Source organism: Streptomyces sp. NPDC006655, from assembly GCF_040703965.1.
Classification (GTDB): Bacteria; Actinomycetota; Actinomycetes; order Streptomycetales; family Streptomycetaceae; genus Streptomyces.
In genome coordinates this window covers 1-20,947 of sequence record NZ_JBEYJU010000097.1, presented here as the reverse complement: position 1 = coordinate 20,947, position 20,947 = coordinate 1, and the positions used below count along the sequence as shown (strand labels likewise).

Genomic DNA, 20,947 nt, shown 5'->3' with positions numbered 1-20,947 from the left:
GAAGGTCAGCGCGTACGACGAGGGCTGGGCGGGGGAGTCGGTGAACGGGCTGCCTCATCCGGGGAAGTGGACTGGGCGGTCGGGCGGTTCGGGGAGGACGCGCGGGCGGCGCGGGAACGGGCGGTGTGCGTGACCGACGGGATCTCGTACCGGGGCAGCAGCGGCACCTCGGACAGGGGCGGGGCGTCGTCCGGCGTCACGTCCGGCATGACCGCCAGGTCGAGCTGCGCGGTGACGAGCTGGTCGCCGAGGAAAGCGACGTGGTGGGCGATGGTGCGCAGGTGCTGGCCCAGCTCGCGGCCGTTGGCAGTACCGAGGCGATCACACCAGGCGGCGGCCGTGTCGATGAACTCCTCCAAGTCGCCGACGACGCCGTGGTGTTCGTCGAGGATCTGCTCCAGGACGTCGGCGACGTCGGCCGAGCGGCGCAGCTCATGCAGCTCCCCGGTCAGAGCGGTCAGTGACTGACCGGGCAGTGCCTGCCGTACGGGCACCCCGTCCGGCGTGGGGATCGGCGGCGGCAGCATGATGCGGGGGTCGGCGGCGACCGAGAGGCCGACGTCCTGGAACTCACGGCTGGCACGGGCCACGGCTCGCACAGCCGTGTTGTGCGGGGTGTCGTCGGCCAGCACGTAGAGATCGAGCGTGCTGCTGTAGCGGAAGTGGTGCCTGCGCAGCACCCCGTCGAGGGACGGGTGATCGTCCGATACGGCGGCGACCACACCGAGGTCCGGGTGGACACCGAAGGCGACGTCAGGTTCGAGTTGCAGTTTCATGCTGAAGATGTCTTTCAGGTTCGGATCGCCTAGCGGGCGCGGGCCGGCTGCCGGGGAGCGTGGGCCGGACGGAGCGCGACCGTGGCGTCGGGCTGCTGTGGTAGCGAAGTGCTTGCGCGCGCCGGGGAGATGGAAGTGGCGGCTTGGACCCGGTGCTGCCAGGTCGCGGGAATCGGATCGGGACGTCCGTTGCCGCGGATGTACGAGAACGCGTCGAAGGCGAGCGCCGTGCTGTCCAGCCGCGTCTCGACGTACCGCAGATCGCCCTCGCCGTGCAGCAGGACACCCTCGCCGGTGCGGGTGTCGGTGCCGACCGCGCGCAACGTGCCGTCGGGATCGCGGACCTGGTCGTGCACGACGATTCGGGCGGCCCGGATGTCGGCATCGAGTGCACGGGCGGAGGCGAAGACCTCTTCCCTGCCACCGGGGACCTCTGTGAGGGAACTGCTCTCCGGCCCCTCGAAGAGACCTGGGTCGAGGTGGGGCCGAGTGGCGGACTTGAGGTCGTACACGGCGTCGGAGGTGACGCTGTATCGCGCGGCACGCAACGACTGAACGGCCTGCTGTCCGCGCCGCGTCAGATCACGGTCCGGCTCGGTCAGGGCGTACAGGCGGCTGCCGGGCAGCCGCTCGAAGCTGACCCGCCGCAGCATGTGATCCGCGACGTGGTTGTCGTGCGACATCGCGGCCACGACGCCGTACTGGGCGTGGTGGGCGACGGTGATGTGCGGGGGTATTTCCGCCACGAGAGGTGCACCTCGCAGAGGTCGGGGCCATGCGGAGGACGAGGATGTGGCCCGAAGCCGGATTTGGTGGGGCCGGGAAATGTGCGCTAGCTGTACTCGGCCGGGAGGTTGGTGACACGCCTGCTACCGGTTGTTGATCATGGGTGGACCTCCGGGCGTAGTGGAGATAGCCGTCTTCACTCACCTCGGAGGTCCTGGTGGCCCACGCTAATGCCCGGCTGACCTTTCACGGCAGATGCCTGCTGGTGCGTCGCGTCGTCTTCGGCCGGCGTCCGGTCGCGCACGTCGCCAAGGAACTGGGCGTGTCCCGGCAATGCGCTCATCGCTGGGTCAACCGCTACCGTGCCCACGGCTGGCCGGGGCTGCACGACCGCTCGAGCCGCCCCCACACCTGCCCACGTCGCACCCCGGCCGAGGTTGAGCAGCGCGTCCTTGAGGCCCGCCGACGCCTGCGCCGGGGACCCGAGCAGATTGCTGAGGCCACCCAGGTCCCGGCCCGGACGGTGAGCCGGATCCTGCGCCGCCACCACATGCCGCCCCTGGCGGCCTGCGACCCGCTGACCGGACAGGTGATCCGGGCAGTGCGCACCAGCGCCGCACGCTACGAGTACAACCAGCCCGGCGGCCTGGTCCACCTGGACGTCAAGAAGCTCGGGAAGATCCCCGACGGCGGTGGCTGGCGGGCCCACGGCCGCAGCGAGGACGTCCGGGGCCGGGGCATCGGCTACGACTACGTGCACGCCGCCGTGGACGATCATTCCCGCCTGGCCTACGCCGAAATCCTGGCCGACGAGAAAGGCGTCACCTGCGCCGCGTTCCTCACCCGCGCGGCCGCGTTCTTCGCCGGCCACGGCATCGCCCGCATCGAGCGCGTGATGACCGACAACGCCAGGAACTACCGCACCTCCGGCGCATTCCGCGACGCCTGCCAAACCCTGGGCGCGAAGCAGAAGTTCACCCGGCCCCACTGCCCCTGGACCAACGGCAAGGTCGAACGCTTCAACCGGACCCTGCAGGCCGAATGGGCCTACCACCAGGTCTTTGCCAGCAATACCGAACGCGCCGACGCACTCGCACCCTGGCTGCACTTCTACAACACTGGCCGCCGACACACTGCGCTCGGCGGCCAGCCACCGATCACCCGACTGTCACCAAGGTCATGACCGAGTACAGCTAGCGCGATCGGCGCACGCGGTCGTGCGCGAGGAGACCGGGCGGCGCCGCAGTGGCGGACACCGCTGTCGTCGCGACGCTCTGGCCGACCGTGTGTGGCGACCGGGCACGGGCGGCCTGGACCTGCGTGGACTGCTGCGACCTGACCGGCCGACCGCGCTCGGCTCGTGCCATCTCGACGAGCACGCCGCCGCTCTCCATCCAGGTCAGGGAGTAATGCCAGCCTTCGGCATTGCGCTCGACGACCGCCTTCGCCAACGCGGCCCTGGCGCGAGGGTGACGCGGAAGGAGCGCATCGGTGACGAATTCGAAGTCGGCCTGAACACGCGCACCGTCCTCCAAGGCCTCGCGTAGCACCCGGAGCCGGTATGGCCACCGCCTCTCCGCACGATCCTGCGGATCCAGGAACGGGAGCATCTCCTCGGCGTGGGCGACCAGAGCAGGGCCGTGGTCGAGGAACGGAGCGAACAGAGCCCACATCTCCGCATCCCGTTGCTGCTGGCGCAGGTCGTAGCGCTCATCAAGGGGCCAGTGGTCGGCGTCGCACAGGCTGTCGGAGATCGCGTCCCACTGGGCAAGAACTCGCTCGCCGGCGGCTACCGCCACGGCGACCTGTTCAACGCGTGCCGCACGTACGGCCCGCTTATAGCGGGGAAGCAGCCGGTCAGCCACCGCCGATGCCGCGCGCGCCGGGTCTGCATCGACGACGATGCCGTCGGGTGCCTTGACCCGGTCTGCGACGTCAGTGCCGCTTGGCTGCAAGGCGGCGACCAGAAACTCCCGTGTGCGCCGCGGGCGGTCGACGACGACCAACTCGCAACCGGTGCCGCTGGTCAGCACGGCGTGGCGGGACAGCACGAACTGCTCGAAAGCCCACTGCACATGACCGAAGTCCCAGAGCCGCTCCGCGAGCGCGGACTGACCGGCGTTCGCTGCACGCTTCTGGGCGACGACGGTCCAGGAACCGGGCAGTCGGGCGGCGAGATCCTGGGCGAACGTCGCAAGGTCGGCACGCTCGTTGGCCTTGCGGGGAGCGAGGGAGGCCGGGTGGTCTGCGGAAGGAGAGGCGGCGGGGGGCGTCGGTATTCGTTCAGACATGACGGAAGCCCGATTCCTGCCGGGCGCCGAGCCGCCGGGATTCATCGAGGACGCCGAACGGGCCTGTGGCCAGGGGGATGTAGCCGTGAGAAGCGTTGGCTGCGGTGACGCGGAGGTAGCGCTGGACGAGTCGGTGCATCGCGCGGCGGATCTTGTACTGCTGAGACATGAAGGGGACTTCCTAGGAACGCTCGGGGCGGGAGGACGCGGGGGCCGGGACGTGGCGCCGGCCCCCGAACGGCGGAATTGATCAAGGACGAGTGACCGCGCCCATCCGGGCGTCCGTGTCGAACAACTCCCGCTCCCGTGGATGCAGAAGATGTTGAGTGATGAACGATCGGCCTGCCACCTTCCACAGGCCGCGCCCCTTGGTGAGAGCGGAGACCGCCTGAGTCTCGACGCCGGTGAGCCCCAACAGGGAAGCTGCAGAGGCGAGTTGGTCCGCCTCTTGGCGGTAGATGATCCGGGTGGAGCAGTCGGTGAGCAGGCCCTCGGCCAGGGCCCGGCCGCGGGAGCCAGCGTCCCCCGCGGCCAGCAGGTCGCTGAGGCGGTGGATGACCATAAGGTTCGCGATGCCGAGACCGCGGGAGAGCTTCCACTGGCTCTGCATCCGCTCCAGCAGCGGGACATGGCGCATCACGCGCCAGGCCTCGTCGTAGATCACCCAGCGCCGTCCTCCGGCGGGGTCGGACAGGGCAGACTCCATCCAGGCGGAGGCGCAGGTCATCGCCAGGACGAGCGCGGTGTCATCCCCTGCGCCGCCGAGGCGGGACAGGTCGATGGACAGCATCGGCGCCCTGGGGTCGAAGGCCACGGTGCTCGGCGCGTCGAACATCCCGGCCAGATCGCCGTGCACGAGCCGGCGCAGGGCGTGGGCCAGGTCCTCAGCGGCATGTCCGAGCCGGCCGGACAGCTCGCCGAGCGCGGCATCGAGCCGTTCGGGGGCGCCGAGGACGTAGGCGACCTCGCCCAGCAGCGGTGTGGTGCCGTTGGCCTCGGCGTAGGCGACGACCTGGTCGAGCGCCACATCAAGGGCGGTGTGCTCCATGGGATGCAGCTCTCGCCCCAGGACCGTCTTCGCGAGCGAGCCGAGCAGCAGAAGCCGCCGCTTGCGGACCTCGCCGGTCCAGTCCTCCTCGCTGACGCCGTGCGGCCGGGCGGGCGCATCCAGGGGGTTGAGGCGGCCGGGCAGACCCGGGCCGAGCGCGATGGTCTGGCCGCCCAGCTCCTGGGCGACGATGGTCCACTCCCCCTTCGGGTCGCACGGCACGTAGACCCGGTAGCCGAAGGCTACGGCCCGCACCGCGAGGGACTTGGCCAGGGCGGACTTGCCCATGCCGATGATGCCGGCCAGCAGGATGTTGGGATTGGTGAAGCCGTCGAGGCGCCCGTACAGGGCGAACGGGTCGTAGGTGAAGGCCGCTTCCGCGTGCACGTCGCGGCCGACGTAGATGCCCTGGGCGCCGAGACCACCCTCCGCGAGGAAGGGGTAGGCCCCGGAAGCGGTGGCCGTCGTCATCCGGTGGGCGGGCAGCTTGAGACGGCCGCCGCGGGCGGATGCCGGGCCGGGGCGGCCGGCGGCCGGGTAAGTGGCCCGCAGCTCGGGGTCGAGGCCGGGCGCGGTAGGGCGGGCTGCGGGACGGGCGGCGTGCCGGGCCTGGTCGCGGGCGGCGGCGAACTGATGACGGGCGGCGCGCGCCGTGCGGCGGTCGCTCTTGCGCGGGACGAACAGCGGGCTGGCGCTGGCGCGGGTACGAGAGGGCATAGCGGCTGGTGCTCCTGGCAGTCAGTGGCGGGTGAGGCCGGTGAAGGGATCGCGCAGATCGGCCGGGGTGTGGTCCCGGCGAACCCGGGCGGCGGCGGCCAAATGGCGCTGGCACACCGTGAGTTCGGGCGCTCCCTCCGGCAGCCGGGACCGGCACGCCTCCCGAGTGGGGAGGCGGCCGGAGCCGGGCTTCGGGGCGGCGTGGAACGCGGCGTGGAGGTGTTCGGCTGTCTGCCACAGCCGGATCCGGCACGCCCGCAGGTGATCGCCCTCCGCCCTGGCCACCGGGGTGGTGCGGGCGGTGTGGGCGTCGAGCAGCCCGTACAGCGCGACGACGTGGGCGTGCAGGGAGTCGAGTTCGGCACGGCCGGCGGCGATGGGGGCGACCGGCATGTTGATCGCCTGGTGGAAGTCGAGCGCGGCGGTGGCGAACGGGACGAAGTCCGGAGCCAGTTCGGGCAGGGGCTCGGTCGGCATGGTGCGTGGTGCCCTTCGGTAGAGCGCTGAAGCGGTGGTGCGGGTGCGCTACGGGCGGGCGAGGGGCAGGGCAGCGTTGGTGAAGGCCTCGGCCTGCTGCCAGGTCAGAAGGCGCAGGTCGACGAGGGCGGCGACGGCGGCCGTCTCGATCGCGGTGCAGGCCGCGTTGAGCTGCTCGTCGGTGTCGGCGCTGACGGTGAGCAGGCCGGTGAGGGCGACGTCGGCGTGGCCGGCGATCAGCTGGCGCTCGCGCTGCTTGATGTCGGCGTACTCGACCGAGTCCTCCTCGGAGTCGACCTGGCCCTTGCGGTGCCGCTCGGCGGCGTCTGCGATCACGGTGGCCTTGCGGCGCTGCACGTCCTTGAGCGCGGAGTCCAGTCCCTTGGGCTCGTATGTCAGGGAGAGCGTGCGGCGCACGCCGGAGGTGAACAGAAGCTGGTGCAGGAAGCCCGGCGAGGTTTCGATGCGCGGCCAGTTCTCGATCCAGAACGTGGCGTGGTGGGCCGAGTCGGTCTGGATCCGGTCGGCCTTCTCGACCAGGACGACGGGGCCGGCGGCACCGGGCTCGGCCTGCGGGCGGCCCGAATCGGACCACTGGTCCAGGGCGGCCGACGCCTTCGGGTCGTACGCGGTACGGATCACGGCGGCGATCTCGGACGCGCCCAGCCAACCGCTGGGAGTGAGACCGGAGTTGCGGGCGGCCTGGTCGAAAGTGGAGGTGAGCTGGGCCAGGACGGCGAAGCCGCCGGTGAGTCCGCCTCCGGCCTGGTTGATCAGGCGACGGGCGGCCTTGAGATCGAGGGCGAGCGCGACGTACGCCTCGTGCGGGGCAGCAGCGGGGCCGGCGGCGGCCAGCAGGTCGCGGTAGACGGGGCCGGCCAGGTGGGTCTCGGCGTTGCCGTGCTCGTGCCAGTAGCGATTGAGCGCGTCGCCGGAGTCGGGCACCGTACGCTCCAGGACCTGGACGCGGGCGATGTGCCCAGTGCGCGCCAGCGCCGCCAGCGTGCGACCCCAGCCCGCGACGTTGCTGGCCTGGGTAGCCGGATCGAGCAGCGCGAAGGCACGCGAGGAGACCTTCGCGACCGCGGTGAGCGTGCCGTGGTGCGGATCGTGCACGGCGCCGAAGCGACCGTGCGGGGCGGTGACCACCCGCAGGGACGCCGCCGTGCCCGGGAGGTGCAGCAGGCCCTCGCGGCGCGGCCGGGTGGAGGGCCGGGCGAGCCAGACCAGCTGGCCCCGGAAGCGACGCAGCGCGTACCCCAGGGCGATGGGCGCCCAGTCGGCGAGGGAGCGTCCGCGATGGCGGACGAACACCGCCGCCACAATGACCGCCCACAGCGGTATGAGCTTGAGTGCCCCGGTAACGCCGGCGGTGAGCAGCACCGCGAGCAGCAGCAGCCCAGTGAGGGTGACGACGATCAGCTGAGGAGCCGACAGGCCGAGCAGCACGCCGCGTCGCGAGCGATGCGGGAACTTCACGGTGGCCGGGCCGTCAGGCTGAGGAGTGTCGGAGAGCATGTCGAAGCCGTCCTTGGAACGTGGAGAGCAAGAAAGAAGGGGGAGTCGACGGGGGGCGGGCGGCGCCGGAGGCGACCGTTGCCGCCCGCCCCGTCACGCGAGGGCTACGAGCCCGATCCACCCGGCGGCTCGGGATAGACCCACCGCTGCGGCGTCGCACCGCCCTGCGGGGAAGGCCCGCCCACTGGCCCAGGACGCCGGGGTGCCGGCGGATCCAGGTGCGTGAGGCGCGGCTGCGCCACCGCCGCGCCCTGGGGCGTCGGCCCGGAGGAGACCGGTGCCGCGTCGGCCGCCGCCTCCTGGCCGGGACGCTGGATCAGCGGCTGACCGCGGTCACCATCGGTGGGAGGCCGCCGGATCAGTGCCCGGCCCTTGTCGCCAGTGGCGTTGGGGTCCTCGCCGAAGCGGAAGTGGGTCTGCTTCGGCTTGTCGCCGTCGGTGGATCCGCCGGTCGGATCGATGCCGGAGGCGACACCGCCCGAACTCTGGCCCGGAACCTTCGACGGGCCCTGCGGAGCGCGCATGCCGGTGCCGGCCTGCATCGCGAGCTGGCCCGCGGTCTTCGCTGCACCGGCTGCCACCGCGACCCCGGCGACGCCCGTACGGTGCAGGTCGTCCTGGCCACCGCCGTCGGCCGCCCAGTGCACGAACTTGTACGTGGCGTAGGGGCACAGCATGACCAGGACCATGACGACGATGCCCGCCATGGCGTCGGACAGGGCGGCGAGGCCGTGGGAGGCGTCGCTCTTGCCCATGGCCGAGACGCCCAGCAGGAACACGATCGTCATCAGCAGCTTGCTGACGATCAGAGTCGCGGTCGCCTCGATCCACCCGCGTCGCCAGCGCCGCGCGACTTCCCAGCCGCCGCCCGCGCCGGCAAACACCGCCAGCGTCACCAGAACCAGGATGCCGACCTTGCGGGCGACCATCACCGCCCAGTACAGGAACGCGCCGATGGCACACCCCAGGCCGACCATGGCGGGGATCGTCCAGCCCATGGTGTACATCGGGCCGAGGTTGTTGACCTCGATGACGCGGCGGATCGCGTCGTCGACCGAGCTGTTCGCCGCCTTGAACAACCCGGCGGACAGTGCGTCGACCACGGTCAGCGCGATGGTGCTGCAGGCAGTGGCGGCGAACGCGAACAGGACACCCGCCACCGTCCCGGTCACCGCCTGGGCGAGAGCCCGCTCGTCACGGCGCCAGGCCGCGCGCATCAGCTGCAGACAGAACGTGGCGACGGTCAGCACGAGACCGATGGGCAGCAGCAGCTCGTAGTTGCTGCGGAACCACTCGGCGTTGAGATCGACGGCCGTGGTCTTGTCGACGGCCGTCGCGGCGAGGTCCGCGGCGGACTGGGCCAGTTCGCCCATCGACTTGGCGATCCAGGCGCCGATGCCATCGGTGATCGCCTCGCCGGTCGAACCGACGACGCCGCCGACGGTGTCGCACACCGTGTTCATCAGGGGAAGGTCACAAGCCCCCATGAGGGCACCTCCTTTCGAGAATGTCGGGGGCGATCAGGGCGCGACGCTCGGCAGCACACCGACCAGGGCACAGGCCTTGTCGGGGCGGCACTGGACGGCGAGCGTCGTGGAGCGGGACTCCGCCCCGGACCCGGCGCCCTTCCAGGCGATGGACTGGTTGCCGGTGACCGTGACGGCGTAGACGTACGCCTCGGTGATCGCACCGGGGTCCTGAGCCAGGGCGGTCTTGAACGCCTGCGGGAAGTGGCCCTCGCCGACCGTGGCACTAGCGTGCTGGCGGTTGTCGTGCATCCGCGACCACAGCACCGGATTGGGTATCTGGTCGGAGACGGACTCCCAGTCGGCGTACTTCTTCTCGCCGGTCATCCACCGCCTGAGACCGGCGACGTGCTCGGCACGGGAGAAGGACCGGCTGTCGTACGTCCACAGCACCTTGGTGGCTGCCTTGGCGAAGACGATCGGATCACTCGTCCGGGGCGGTGACGCGACGGCCTCACGCTCACCCTCGGTGGCCTCCGGCGAAGCGGCCTGCGGCGTGGACGTCGGAGTAGAGGAGTGCTGAGTCGAGGCAGGGCCCTCGGCGCGGGTCAGATACGCGAGGAGCCCGGCGACGGCCAGCAACACGGCGAGGAACGAGGCCACCCAGCAGGGCACGCCGCAGGACCGAGGAGGGCGCCCCGTACGCGCGCCCCTGGGCATGGAGGGAGCGTTTCTTCGGCATCAGTGGACCTGCGTCCCCATGGCCGAGAAGAAGGCGACGATGCCGTTGGCCGCGCCGAGCAGCAGCGCGCACCCGGCGGCGATGACCGTGCCCTTCTTCCCGTTCGCCTCGGCCTGGTGGCCGCCGCTGTGGTGGCCCCAGGCCCAGACCATCGCGGAGATGGCCAGGGCGCCGACCACCGCGATGATCCCGAAGAGGTTGATCGAGGAGACGACGTTCTTCAGCACACTGAGGCCGGGGAGACCGCCCTCCTTCGGCGTGATGCCGGGGTTGTACGCCAGATACTGGGCCTGCTGCATGAGCTTCACTTGGAACTCCAGTGTGATTTTGGGCGCGCGAGGGCCCGAGAGGTGATGGAGCGGAGGAGAAGGGAGAAAGGTCCGGTCAGACGACCCGGCGGGCGGCGAGGATGTCTGCACGCCAACTGGCGAGGGTCGAGATCTTGACCACGTCGCCGGTCTTGGGGGCCTGCAGGATCAAGCCCTGGCCAATGAACATCCCGACGTGTTCGGGCGCTACGGCCGTGCCGCGAGTGAACAGGAGGTCACCCGGCTTGAGGGCGTCGACGCTGACCGCCTTGCCCTCCTTGACCTGCGTATATGTGGTCCGGGAGATCGAGACACCACCGGCCTTGTACGACGCCTGCATCAGGGACGAGCAGTCGCACCGGCCCATCGGATCCTGACCGTGCGGAGCGGAACACGCACCACCCCACTCATACGGCGTACCGAGCTGACCAAGGCCCCAACGGATCGCTGTGCGTACCGCCTTGGGCGCACTAGCCGGGATCTTGTAGCCCTCGGGGACGGACCCCGCCGGAATCGGGCCGAACGAGGACCCATCCCCGTCGGTGCCGCACGCGGTAGCCATCGAGGAGGCCGTCTGCTCGGCCTCACCACTGGTGTCGCCGTCATTGCCGGAACTTCCGTTCTGGCCAAGTGACTTGGCGATGGCCTTCTGGAGCGCTGTGGCCAGCGGCTCCCACTTCGCGTACGCGTCGGGGAAGCCGCTGTCCTGAACCTCCTGCGCGGCCTGGGCGACGGTCATCGACTGCCAGCCCGAGACCTTGAGCAGGCCCTCGTAGAACTTCGTCGAGGCGTGCACCGGATCACGGACCTCGGCAGCCGTACCCCAACCCTGGCTGGGGCGCTGCTGGAAGAGACCGAGCGAATCGCGATCCCCGTAATCCAGGTTCCGCAGCCCCGACTCCTGCAGCGCCGTGGCCAGGGCAACGATCTGCCCCCGCGCCGGCACCTTCATCGCGATGCCAGTGGCCTGGATCGTCTCGGCGTTCGGGATCTGCTCCTCGGGGTCACCCAGCCCGGACGCGGACAGGGACGCTTTGTTGTTGCCCTTGAGGATGGACTCCACCTGCTTCGCGACCGCCGCGCTGTCTACAGCCTGTGCACCGTCTGCGGAACAGGAGGCCTGAGCGCTGCTGGAACCAGCGAGAGCGGCAGCGACCGGCGCTATCAACAACGTCGGGCCGAGCGCCACGGCCCCAGCTATGGCTACGACCTTCTTCACGGACGCGGGCCGAACACCGAAGCGCGGGAAGGAAAATTGGGCTTTGGGGAGGGGCGCGCCTGGGCGTGTTGCATCGACAGCTCCTTACTCGTAGGCAGCGCGGTGCAGGTGTTCTCGTCGAAAGGCCACCGGCACCGCGCCGGTTATGAATTCGCAATCCCTGAGGGAGGCAGGGGAACCAGGGCCGGGGACTGCTAACTCCCGGCCGCTGGCCCCTTAATGGAACGCGGCAGCCAGCCGCACTCGTAATCTCACTCGCCACATGGGAGTCCCCTTCGCCGTTTTGGAAGCCAGTCGGTGGGGTGTCGGGCGCGCTGTCCTTGGGGCAGAACGGCACGCATCGACACAGCTCAGCAGGGGTGGAACCAGGTCCTGTTCTGCGAACAAGGCGAGACTGTAGAGACGAACTCCGGCCGCGCCAAACGGCCAGTGCTTCAGGCGGTTTCGGGGTGCTGAGCTGAGATCTGTTCCATTGGGTGCGGCCGGAATTCGGGGCTAACCTCCAGCGCATTGCTCTCCACGGTGGCTGCTTTCGCAGTTCCGCGGAGCGATCCATGCTGACGTGCGTTTCCCTCCCGCGAGCGGAGAAATGGGCGCACGACCGCCTCCCTGAAAGAGAGAACCGCGCAATGCCGTACACCCTGCACCGAGGCGACGCGCTGACCGCCCTCGCCGGCATCCCTGACAACAGCGTCGATGCCGTCATCACCGACCCGCCGTACAACAGCGGCGGTCGAACGAGTAGCGAGCGCACCGGCCGCTCCGCCCGCGCCAAGTACACCTCGGCCGACGCCGAGCACGACCTCGCCAACTTCCCCGGAGAAAACCGAGACCAGCGCTCATACGGCTTCTGGCTCACCCTCCTGCTCACCGAGTCCTACCGCGCGACCGTCGAGTCCGGCAGCGCGCTCGTCTTCACCGACTGGAGGCAACTGCCGACAACGACCGACGCGCTCCAGGCTGCCGGGTGGACCTGGCGGGGGATCGCGTCATGGCACAAGCCGGTCTCCCGGCCGCAGAAGGGTCGGCTCAAGCAGTCGTGCGAGTACATCGTGTGGGGCACCAAGGGACCTGTCGACGCCAACCGCAATCCCGTCTACCTGCCCGGCCTCTACACGGCGAGCCAGCCCAGGAAGGACCGCATGCACATCACGCAGAAGCCCGTGGAGGTGATGCAGGAACTGGTCAAGATCTGCCCGCAGGGCGGGACGGTTCTGGACCCCTTCACCGGCTCGGGGACCACCGGCGTCGCCGCCTTGCGCGAGGGTCGCCAGTTCATCGGTGTTGAACTCTCCGAGCATTACGCCGGTATCGCCGAACAGCGGCTACGCAGCGCCCTGAGTCAAGAGGACTTTGAACTCGCCGGGCCTGAAGAGTGAGACCGAGAGGCCCAAGGCGGCAGGGCCAGAACAGAAGTGGCTGTTGTTCCACCAGACCGGTGGAACAACAGCCTTCTGTAATCAGCGGAGTTACACCGCCGCGATGCTCTGCTGGATCAGATCGGTTGCTCGCGCGAGGTCCTCGCGCGAGCCGATCCGCACCTCAACGCCGTCGCGGATTCCGAGAGCACCCAGTCCGCGCATATCCCGGAGGAAGCCCTCTCTCAGCACGACCGTCTCCGGATCCAGCCTCAGATTGACCACGAGCAGCCGGTTGCGAGGCTGCACGCGCACCGTGGCCACGTTCATGATCCGCCGGTAGGCGATGTAATGGAGCTGTGGCTCCTTGAGCACATCTTGGTGCGACAACAGCAGCTCGTCGAGGTCCGCGTACACTTCCTTGAGGTCCTGGGACGACTCGTCGAGATACTGCAGGACCGACTTCGGCGCCAGAGACGCTGCGCAGGCCGCCCCCGACGTCTCGCCCCGCGGAGAGGTACGGCCGCCGCTGGCCGACGCGATGAGCTGCAGCGTGAGCAAATCCTGGAAGACCCGGTACGTCACCAGGTCGATCCGATGGCCAATCATCTCCACGGCCACGGTGTCGTGGCGCGTGAAGGCTCCGGCGACACAGACGATCCGTGGGGCACTCCAGTCGATCTCCCTGGTGGCCTGGTCTCCGAGCTTCTCCCGGGTCAGACTTTCGAACTCGTGGTGATGGTCGTGCAGCCACCACAGGTACGAGAGCCCCTGACTGATGACGTTCTGGTCGCGGCTGCGCTTGTACTCCACGATGACCGGTGTGCCGTTCTCGTCCAGCCCGAGGGAGTCGATCCGGCCCCCGTGACGGCCGGTGCGGTACTCGGTCGCCAGGAATCGGATGCCGAGCATGGCCTCCATGTTGGCCTCGATCAACCGCTGCAACTCGCGTTCGACGCCGACAAAGGCCCCCGATATCTCGGTAGCCTGCCCGCTTCTCACCCTGAAGACCTTCAGGTTGCTCATGCGCCTTCCCGACTCGACCTTGATCACCGCTAAGGAACAATCGAGATCAGGGACCGAGTATTCCAAGGGCTGTACGAGTCTCTTGGCCGCGGCCGGGCGAGACTGGTGCATGAGATTCCCGGACTTGTCTCGGTATCACCGTTATCGCTCCTGCGTCACGATCATTCCTTGTTCGGCGAATCGAGATGAAGAGGCGAACATCGAATGCCTCAGGCCATGACCGAGGCCTTGGAAGGAGCGCGTCCGGGGCGAGGTGATGGGTGTCTGTGAGCCTGCCTCAGGCAGGAGCCAGACAAACAGGTGCTCCGTCTGGGCAGGGACCAGGGCTGTCGCGGTCGTCACCGTTCCTTCGGATCACTTCGGGGTTGGCGCAAACCCCAACCCGCTTCACCCCCTGGCACGTCAGCGGCTCTGACTGTTACACCCCAACGCCTGTACCCCCGAGCTGGGGGAGGCAACTCAGGGGCACGGCATGGGGCGGAATCGGCTACCTGCGGTACTCCTCCCAGGCGCAGGCCGCCTCCTGCATTGGTGTCGCCCAGTCGTCTTCGCTCTCTTTCGCGATGGAGTCCCACAGGCGCCGTTGGACGCGCGCGAGGACCTTGAGGCCTTCGGCGGGGGCGAGTCCCCATGCCGGGTGGGCGGCGGCCGCCTCCTCCGCCTGCTCGCAGGTGTGGCCGTGCGCGATCAGCCACAGCAGCCACAGCGCCGGGTCGATCCAGGCGGCACCGATGGAGGCCCACCCCCAGTCGACGAACCGGGCGTGCTCCCCGGTCATGAGGACGTTGTGCGGGTTCCACTCCGTGTGGAGGAGGCTGTCCCCGGCGAACCAGGCCAGGTCGGCGGGATCGTCGACGTACGTGCGCAGCCGGTCCGGCATGGCCTTAAGTTCGAGGGTCGGCAGCGGGATCTCGGCGAGCCGGATCATGCTCGCCATGACCGCGGGGAGGTCGGCCGACTTGGGTGTGTAGTCGGCGTGTCCGCCCTCGATGTACTGGAAGGCGAGCAGGCTCCAGCCGTCGGCCTCCGCGTGCCACAGCAGGTGCGGGGCGATACCGCTGACGTACGGGCTGATCTGCGCCTCCCGTTTCTGGGTCCACACGCGCGGGTGGTCGCTGGGCAGGCCCTTGACGAACATGGTGCGGCCGGGGGTGCGCACGCGGGCGGCGATGGCGCTGTTCAGTCCTGCGTTGATGGTGCCGACGTCAATGACGGGGGCGCCGGCCGCTTTCTCGATCAGCCGCCGTACGTTGTCGGGCAGGTCGGTGAGCCGCTGCGTGGGCATTGTGCTGGGCCTCCAAGAGGGGTGGCGCCGGGGCCGTGCGATGACTGCGGCCCCGGCATGGTCACTAGTTGTAGGGGTTGTCGTCGCCGCAGCCGGGCAGTGTCTCGCCGAGGAGGGCCTCCACGTCGTCGACCGGGACGACGTAGTCGGGGTTCTCGGTGACGGTCTCCGGCTTGCGGGTCAGTTCGACCATCACAGCAGTCATGTCGTTACCTCTCTCCGTGTTGGCAGTAGTTCTGTAGTGGTGCCTTCGCCGCCTGGAAGACCTTCGCCATCGGCCTGCACACCCGGCAGGTGCCGGACAGCGTGCAGCCGCTGCATCCTCCGGTGCGAAGCATGAGGGACTCGGCAATCGAGCCGAGCCGGACCAGGCCGTCGACGCCTTCGGTGATCAGGTCGATGTTCGGATCGCGGCCGACCTTGCAGATCGAGGCCCGCCCGAACGGGTCGGCGTGGAAGAACGTCCGGCCGGCCGGGCAGCCGGTGAACGGCTCCCGGTTGGTGAGGAACTGCGGGGACTGCGAGGGCAGCGGCTCCGCGCCGCCGTGGATGGTGGGCGAGATGTTCGCGTACTCGCGGAACTTCAGGCCGAGGCTGCGCGCCCAGGCCCGCATGTCGTCGAGCTCGTGCGCGTTGGCCCGCACCACGATCAGGGAGAGGTCCAGGTTCAGTCCGGCGTCGATCGCCCTGCGCAGCCCGCGGGAGAAGCGGGCGAAGGCGCCCCGGTTGCGGGTCACCGCGTCGTACGTGTCGGCCGTCGAGCCGTACATGCTGACCGTGAGCCTGGTCGGTGGGTAGGTGCGCAGCAGGTTCAGGATGTGGTCCTTGTACAGGCGGGAGCCGTTGGACAGAACCTCGAGCTGCATGCCCATTTCGTAGGCGAGACGGTACGCTTCGGGGAAGTCCGGGTCGATGAGGGGCTCGCCGCCGGTCATCTGGAGCCAGATCACGCCCGCGTCGCGTAAGACGGCCAGCAACTTGCGCTTGCCGTTCATGTCCAGGCCCTCGAACCGCTTCTCGCCCAGGTAGCACATCACGCAGTCGTAGTCACAGCCCAGGTTGAGCTCCCACGTGGCGCGGCTGAACTCGTACGGGCCTGCCTCGCGTAGTAGAAGGACCTCGTTCACATGTCGGCCCGTCAGGTCCACGTTCCATTGGGCCCGGGCGGCGTCGGCGAGCCACGTCGGCACCGTCTCGGGCGCCGACGTGCGCAGCTCCTCGAACCGGGCCGCCGGGAGGACCAGTGCCTTACCGCTGCCCTGTCGCAGGACCAGGCGCCGCGCGCCCAGGGGTGCTGCTACCAGTTCGTGCACGTCGTTTCCCTTCCAGGAGGGGCGGGACCGGTGCCGGACCCTACGGGGCGTGGTCGGGCACCGGCCTTGAGCCCCGACGCTGGTGTTCGCTTGCCGTGGAGGAACACGGAAGTGGGCCAGCGCCGGGTGCTGACCGCCCGATGGCCCAGGTCGGTGTCATCCGGGCCACCGGGCGTGATTCAGGGGGTGCTGAGCACCGAACCGAGGAGCGTTTCGTGTGGCACCGGGCCGGGCCGGAACTGGTCGAGCAGGTCGCGCAGCGCGGTAGGGGGAACGAGCCGGTCACCGCGGCAGGGACGCAGCCAGTAAGGGCCGGGAGGCTCCGCGGCGGTCATGGCCGGGAGCGAGAGAGAGTAGGGCCGGCCAAGGCACACCGCGTACCGGTTTGGTGTCCATGTGTCGCTGGTGCCGGGCGGGACGAGCCAGATGTACCAGCCGCGACGGGTGTCCTCGATGACCGGTCCGCAGGCGTCGGCCCGCTCGTTGCCACTGTGCTGGATGCTGTCCAGCTCCCGGACGGCGCCGTACGCGTCCGGCCCGTTGGCGGTGATGACAATGTCAAAGAAGCGTCCGCCTAACGGTAGTTGGGCCACGTGCCCGTTCTGCAGGGCCATCAGGCTGCGCACGCGGTGCGCGAGGTCGCCCATGTCGGTGGCGACCTGACTGGCGGCGACCGTGTCGGAGTTGGTGGTGAATCTGGCGGGTCCAGCGCTCGGTAAGGGGCAGTCGGCGTCGACCTGGCGGCGGGGCAACTGGGCAGCGACGGTCACGCCCGGCTCCCCTCGGTGGGCACGATGACCTGCACGGTCTTGCCGAGGACGGTGCCGTTGTCCTGCTTCACGTGCCAGGACACGCGGCCGCCGAGGCGGGTGACCCACCACAGGCCGGACTCCGTTGCCGCGTAGCCCTCGCCCGCCTCGGCCAAGTTGTGGAAGTGCGGGTCGGCGTCGTCGGCGTAGATGTGCAGGTCCCTCGTCTCGTCCATCACCTCCATGCGCAGGATGATGCGGTCGTCGGTGTAGGGCGTGCCGTGCTCGACGGCGTTGTCCACGATCAGGCTCGCGATGCGTGAGGCCACCTCGATGTCGCCCCGCCAGTGGGCCATCGTCAGCCGGGTGCGTGCGCGCAGCCGTGCGTTGGGGCCGGCGCCCTTATTCGCCTGCAGACGCCAGGACCAGACGAATAGCGGCTTCGGAGCAGGCGGTTGGGCTGTCTTGTCCTGTGCCGGGGTAGCGGGGGACAGTGGCGGATTCACGGGGGACTCCCAAGTTCTGTGTCCGGAAGGGCACGCTGTGCGAGGTGCTGATCAGCGTGAACCCGGCTGGGGTGACACCGCCATGTCGGCTGGGGTGCCATCTGCGTGGCCCATTCGGGTGGCGCGGGCCACCTGAAGGCCACTCAAGTGCCATCTGACCCAGGCGGGTTGAGATGGAGGTGATGCGCGGTATCCCCTTCGTGCGAAGGGACCGATGCTCAGGCGGTCCGACTCAACCACTGGGGGGTCAACGTGGAATCTCCACCGCAGACGCTGCTGAAGGCGTTGTGCACTGAGAGAGGCCTCGACGTCCCCGCGATGGTGGAGCTGTTCGAGAGGACGGCTGCTCGAGTCATCGGCACGGGCTCCAACAGCCCGACCTGTAGTGAGCGGACGGCCAAACGCTGGAGAGCCGGGGACGTGAACCCCGACTCCCTCTCCCCGGAGACCCGCCGTGTCCTGGAGGCGGCTTTCGGTCGGCCAGTCTCAGCGCTGTTCGCGCCTGCGCCCGATTCCACTGCACCCGCGTACGACCTGGAGCACGAACTCGACATGACTGCACGCGACGCTCAGGACGCGGCCAACGCAACGGCTGCCGCCTCCCTCTCCGACACCATCCTTGAGCAGTACACCGACGATGTGATGACGCTCGCCCGCCAGTATGCATCCACTGCGCCCCTTCAGGCCTTCCACCACGGCCGGTCGCTGCAGACGCAGCTGCACGACCTGCGGGACCGCACTCAGGTTCCCGTCCAGCAGCAGCGGCTGCTCGAGCTGCTCGGTCAGACCACGGCGCTGCTCGCCGCCTCGGCATTCGACCTCGGATCGTTCGACAGTGCGCGCCGCCTGGTCCGCGCCGCCGACATGTACGCAGAGAGCGCCCGTTTCGACCCGCTGCGCGCCTACTGCGACGGCATCCTGGCCTACCTCGCCTACTTCCAGGGCATGCCCGACGAGGCCGTCACGAAGGCGCGCCGCGCCCAGAGCTACGGCGGTCTCGGCGACGTGGCCCGGCGCCGACTGCTCGCCATCGAAGCTCGCGCTCTCGGCTACCTCGGCGACGCGGAGGCCGCCCAGCATGTGATCCGGATGTCCGAGGACGTCGACACTGGTGTGCGCGACGACCTGCACGATGGTATCGGGGGCGAATTCGGCTTCACCCCGGAGCGCCTGGCCATGTCCACCAGCTCGACCGCACTCCTGGCCCACAACGCGGCACAGGCTGAGCAGTCGGCGCGCCGGGCCCTCGATCTCATCGGGCGGCGGCCGGAAGAGCAGCGGTCCGCACACGTTCTCGGGGGCGCGTCCGCGGACCTTGCCATGGCGCGACTCCTGGCCAACGACGTCGACGGTGCCGCGGATGCGCTGGTGCCACTGTGGGGCATCCCGGCCGACCAGCGTGTGACCGGTGTTCTGGCCCGGACTGGGCAGATCCAGCACTTCCTCACGCAGCCCGATGTCCGCCAGGCGCAGACGGCTCGTGAACTACGCGGCCGTGTAGAGGAGTTCACCCGCGCCGCGACCGCGCATCAGCTCACTGGCCCCGCGCTGCTGCAACTCGAGGCCTAGCCGAGCGAGGCAAGGATCTTCGCCTCCTTCTCCGGGGCGATCCCGTGGTCCGCCCATCGCGGATGGTCCACAGGGCGACCGTCGGCCGCCCACCACCGCCACGTGTCGCGGACCGTCTTGACGATCGGCCGACAGGTCAGGCCCGCCGCCACGGCGCGGCTGGCGTCAACGGCCCACACACCCGCATGGGTTCGCCACAGTGGCAGCTCCGTCCATTGCTTGACGCCCTGGTCGATCAGGACCGCGGGGTCCGCCCAGACCGGGGCGCCAGCGCCGCCTGTCTCGTGCAGGCAGGCCTCCAGGAGGCCGCGGAAGCTGATCCCGTCGGGGTGGATGACGTTGTAGCCGCCACTCGCATCGCTGGCCGCCATCGTCAGCGCGAAGTCGGCGACGTCGCGCACGTCGACCGGCTGAATGCGCCGGTCGGCCGGTGCCGGTGCAAGGATGCGGCCGCCGCGCTGGGCACGCTCGAGCCACCAGGGCAGTCGGCCCACGTACTCGCCGGGCCCCAGGATCACACCCGGCCGCAGGAACACCGCGGCGTCGCCGAAGGCCTCGGCCACGGCGCGCTCCCCGCCCGCTTTTTGGAAGCCGTACTGGGTGGGCGAACCGTCCTCACCCGTGTAGCCGTACGACTCATCGGCGTCCGCCGGGCAGTCGAGGAGCGGAGAGGCGTCGGTGAGCGGCTGGTGCGGCCACCCTTCGTACACGGACACCGTGGAGATGTGCACCCAGCGGGCCGCGGCTGGGCGCAGCGCGGTGGCGGCCGTGAGCACGTCTCGCGGCGGGAAGTCGGAGCTCGAGGTGTCGATGACGGCGTCCCAGGGCCCGTGCCCGGCGAGGCGCTCGAGGTCTTCGCGACTCGTACGGTCCCCGTGGACCATCTCCACGCCGTCCACATCGCGGCCGGAGCGCCCCCGGTTGAAGGTGGTGACCTCCCACCCCTCCCTCAGCGCGCTCTTCGCAATGTGCCTGCCCAGGAACCATGTCCCGCCCATGACCAGAATCCTCATGAGGAGGATCCTGCCGTGCGGACCTGTGCTGCGGAAGCGTGCCGCGGATCAGGAGAGTTGCCTCAGCCCGCGCAACTCCCCGGAGCACGAGCAATGTGTGGGCGTCGACGCAGTCCTCAAGTGCCGAAGGAGCCGCCGCCAGTCCGCGCCTGAGCCGGGCTCAACTGGTTCAGGCTCAATTCCCTCGCGGGCACGGTGTTGGCACCCCACCTGGCCCGGCCGAGCAGGCGGCGGCGGTGAGCGTGTGTTGAACGCGTCGCCTGGTCAAGCCGACGTGGCGGCCTCTACGTAGCTCGCACCGGCGCAGCCGCTTGGACGATAGTCCTTTCTACGCCAGTGCGGATGACGTAGCGCGGGGCAATAGCGCTGCGGGCGCAACATATACAACGATCGCAGCCTGGGCAAACGGCTGATCCTTCGGACCATTGGATTCGCAAGGGATACCGGACCCGCTGACGAATCGAGAACGAGTAAATGCGCAGCACGCCTTCAGTGACTAAATATATGGATATGCGAGAAACTGCAAAGTATCTGGGTGTATCTGTATCTTGGCTCTATAAAAATGCCAAGCGGTATGGAATTCCTGCTTACCGTTTTGGTGTCGGGTCGAATTCGAAGATTCGATTCGAGGTGTCGGAGGTGGAATCGTGGGTCAGGCAACAGCGTGTAGATCACTGGTGAGGAGCTTCCTGGGTTCCGGGGTATTCTGAATCGATCACTGGGGTTTGCATTGGTTTCCTTGGTTCGTGGGATGGGTTCGTTTTTCAAGGAGTGTGAGCATCCGCGGTCGCGGTGGTCGAAGTGTCCTCACCTTTACAAGATCCGTTACCGCACGGCGGG

The 20,947-nt window shown here is 69.1% G+C and carries 22 protein-coding genes; 4 read left to right on the top strand and 18 right to left on the bottom strand.

The genetic code is table 11. The features are described from left to right. Positions 1–5 precede the first annotated feature (5 nt). Together AB0958_RS36450 and AB0958_RS36445 are read right to left on the bottom strand one after the other, a co-directional pair. Entirely contained in the window at positions 6–776 is a 771-nt protein-coding gene (locus AB0958_RS36450) for a hypothetical protein (protein ID WP_366894755.1), read from the bottom strand. A 29-nt stretch (positions 777–805) separates the two neighbouring features. Then, on the bottom strand, positions 806–1,522 hold the full coding sequence (locus AB0958_RS36445) for a hypothetical protein (RefSeq protein WP_366894754.1): 717 nt from the start codon (positions 1,520–1,522) through the stop codon (positions 806–808). A 197-nt stretch (positions 1,523–1,719) separates the two neighbouring features. On the opposite strand from AB0958_RS36445, the gene AB0958_RS36440 reads away from it, so the two are divergent. After that, the gene (locus tag AB0958_RS36440) at positions 1,720–2,685 is read left to right on the top strand and encodes an IS481 family transposase (RefSeq protein WP_366894753.1); all 966 of its coding nucleotides are present in this window, start codon (positions 1,720–1,722) and stop codon (positions 2,683–2,685) included. Between the two features lie 10 nt (positions 2,686–2,695). Here AB0958_RS36440 and AB0958_RS36435 read toward each other — a convergent pair whose 3' ends face one another. The 9 genes from AB0958_RS36435 to AB0958_RS36395 form a co-directional block, all read right to left on the bottom strand. Then, entirely contained in the window at positions 2,696–3,793 is a 1,098-nt protein-coding gene (locus tag AB0958_RS36435) for a hypothetical protein (RefSeq protein WP_366894752.1), read from the bottom strand. Then, positions 3,786–3,962: a hypothetical protein gene (locus AB0958_RS36430; RefSeq protein WP_366894751.1), complete on the bottom strand. Its 177-nt coding sequence runs from the start codon at positions 3,960–3,962 to the stop codon at positions 3,786–3,788. The genes AB0958_RS36435 and AB0958_RS36430 overlap by 8 nt, the downstream gene beginning before the upstream one ends. Positions 3,963–4,043: 81 nt before the next feature. Beyond that, positions 4,044–5,558, bottom strand: a complete 1,515-nt coding sequence (locus AB0958_RS36425; protein ID WP_366894750.1) for an ATP-binding protein — start codon at positions 5,556–5,558, stop codon at positions 4,044–4,046. A gap of 21 nt (positions 5,559–5,579) precedes the next feature. Next, positions 5,580–6,035, bottom strand: coding sequence for a DUF6238 family protein (locus tag AB0958_RS36420; protein WP_366894749.1), 456 nt, complete (start codon positions 6,033–6,035; stop codon positions 5,580–5,582). Between the two features lie 48 nt (positions 6,036–6,083). Further along, positions 6,084–7,553 (bottom strand): SCO6880 family protein, encoded by a 1,470-nt coding sequence (locus AB0958_RS36415; RefSeq protein ID WP_366894748.1) that lies wholly within the window; start codon positions 7,551–7,553, stop codon positions 6,084–6,086. Between the two features lie 104 nt (positions 7,554–7,657). Further along, entirely contained in the window at positions 7,658–9,040 is a 1,383-nt protein-coding gene (locus tag AB0958_RS36410; RefSeq protein ID WP_366894747.1) for an ATP-binding protein, read from the bottom strand. A gap of 33 nt (positions 9,041–9,073) precedes the next feature. Next, positions 9,074–9,739 (bottom strand): hypothetical protein, encoded by a 666-nt coding sequence (locus tag AB0958_RS36405; protein ID WP_366894746.1) that lies wholly within the window; start codon positions 9,737–9,739, stop codon positions 9,074–9,076. A gap of 21 nt (positions 9,740–9,760) precedes the next feature. Next, positions 9,761–10,060: a DUF6112 family protein gene (locus AB0958_RS36400; protein ID WP_366894772.1), complete on the bottom strand. Its 300-nt coding sequence runs from the start codon at positions 10,058–10,060 to the stop codon at positions 9,761–9,763. Between the two features lie 85 nt (positions 10,061–10,145). After that, positions 10,146–11,288 carry a C40 family peptidase gene (locus AB0958_RS36395; protein WP_366894745.1) on the bottom strand — a complete coding sequence of 381 codons (1,143 nt, stop codon included), beginning with the start codon at positions 11,286–11,288 and terminating at the stop codon, positions 10,146–10,148. Positions 11,289–11,917: 629 nt separating this feature from the next. Here AB0958_RS36395 and AB0958_RS36390 point away from each other — a divergent pair. Beyond that, a complete protein-coding gene (locus AB0958_RS36390; protein WP_366894744.1) occupies positions 11,918–12,667 on the top strand; it encodes a site-specific DNA-methyltransferase in 750 nt (249 codons plus the stop codon). A gap of 90 nt (positions 12,668–12,757) precedes the next feature. Here AB0958_RS36390 and AB0958_RS36385 read toward each other — a convergent pair whose 3' ends face one another. From AB0958_RS36385 to AB0958_RS36360, 6 genes are all read right to left on the bottom strand, one after another. Then, positions 12,758–13,672: a transporter gene (locus AB0958_RS36385; RefSeq protein ID WP_366894743.1), complete on the bottom strand. Its 915-nt coding sequence runs from the start codon at positions 13,670–13,672 to the stop codon at positions 12,758–12,760. 487 nt (positions 13,673–14,159) lie between these two features. Further along, positions 14,160–14,957 carry an aminoglycoside phosphotransferase gene (locus tag AB0958_RS36380; RefSeq protein ID WP_366894742.1) on the bottom strand — a complete coding sequence of 266 codons (798 nt, stop codon included), beginning with the start codon at positions 14,955–14,957 and terminating at the stop codon, positions 14,160–14,162. 64 nt (positions 14,958–15,021) lie between these two features. Beyond that, a complete protein-coding gene (locus AB0958_RS36375; RefSeq protein WP_366894741.1) occupies positions 15,022–15,162 on the bottom strand; it encodes a hypothetical protein in 141 nt (46 codons plus the stop codon). Between the two features lie 4 nt (positions 15,163–15,166). After that, the gene (locus AB0958_RS36370; protein ID WP_366894740.1) at positions 15,167–16,270 is read right to left on the bottom strand and encodes a radical SAM protein; all 1,104 of its coding nucleotides are present in this window, start codon (positions 16,268–16,270) and stop codon (positions 15,167–15,169) included. 179 nt (positions 16,271–16,449) lie between these two features. Then, the gene (locus AB0958_RS36365) at positions 16,450–17,040 is read right to left on the bottom strand and encodes a hypothetical protein (RefSeq protein ID WP_366894739.1); all 591 of its coding nucleotides are present in this window, start codon (positions 17,038–17,040) and stop codon (positions 16,450–16,452) included. Continuing rightward, complete coding sequence (locus AB0958_RS36360; RefSeq protein WP_366894738.1) at positions 17,037–17,375, bottom strand: hypothetical protein; 339 nt, start codon at positions 17,373–17,375, stop codon at positions 17,037–17,039. The genes AB0958_RS36365 and AB0958_RS36360 overlap by 4 nt, the downstream gene beginning before the upstream one ends. Positions 17,376–17,945: 570 nt before the next feature. Between AB0958_RS36360 and AB0958_RS36355 the strand changes: the two genes are divergently transcribed. Next, positions 17,946–19,094 (top strand): DNA-binding protein, encoded by a 1,149-nt coding sequence (locus AB0958_RS36355; RefSeq protein ID WP_366894737.1) that lies wholly within the window; start codon positions 17,946–17,948, stop codon positions 19,092–19,094. Here the strand turns inward: AB0958_RS36355 and AB0958_RS36350 are convergent. After that, on the bottom strand, positions 19,091–20,107 hold the full coding sequence (locus tag AB0958_RS36350; RefSeq protein ID WP_366894736.1) for an NAD-dependent epimerase/dehydratase family protein: 1,017 nt from the start codon (positions 20,105–20,107) through the stop codon (positions 19,091–19,093). The two genes, AB0958_RS36355 and AB0958_RS36350, sit on opposite strands and share 4 nt — an antisense overlap. Positions 20,108–20,581: 474 nt before the next feature. On the opposite strand from AB0958_RS36350, the gene AB0958_RS36345 reads away from it, so the two are divergent. Continuing rightward, on the top strand, positions 20,582–20,788 hold the full coding sequence (locus AB0958_RS36345) for a helix-turn-helix domain-containing protein (RefSeq protein ID WP_366894735.1): 207 nt from the start codon (positions 20,582–20,584) through the stop codon (positions 20,786–20,788). Positions 20,789–20,947 lie beyond the last annotated feature (159 nt).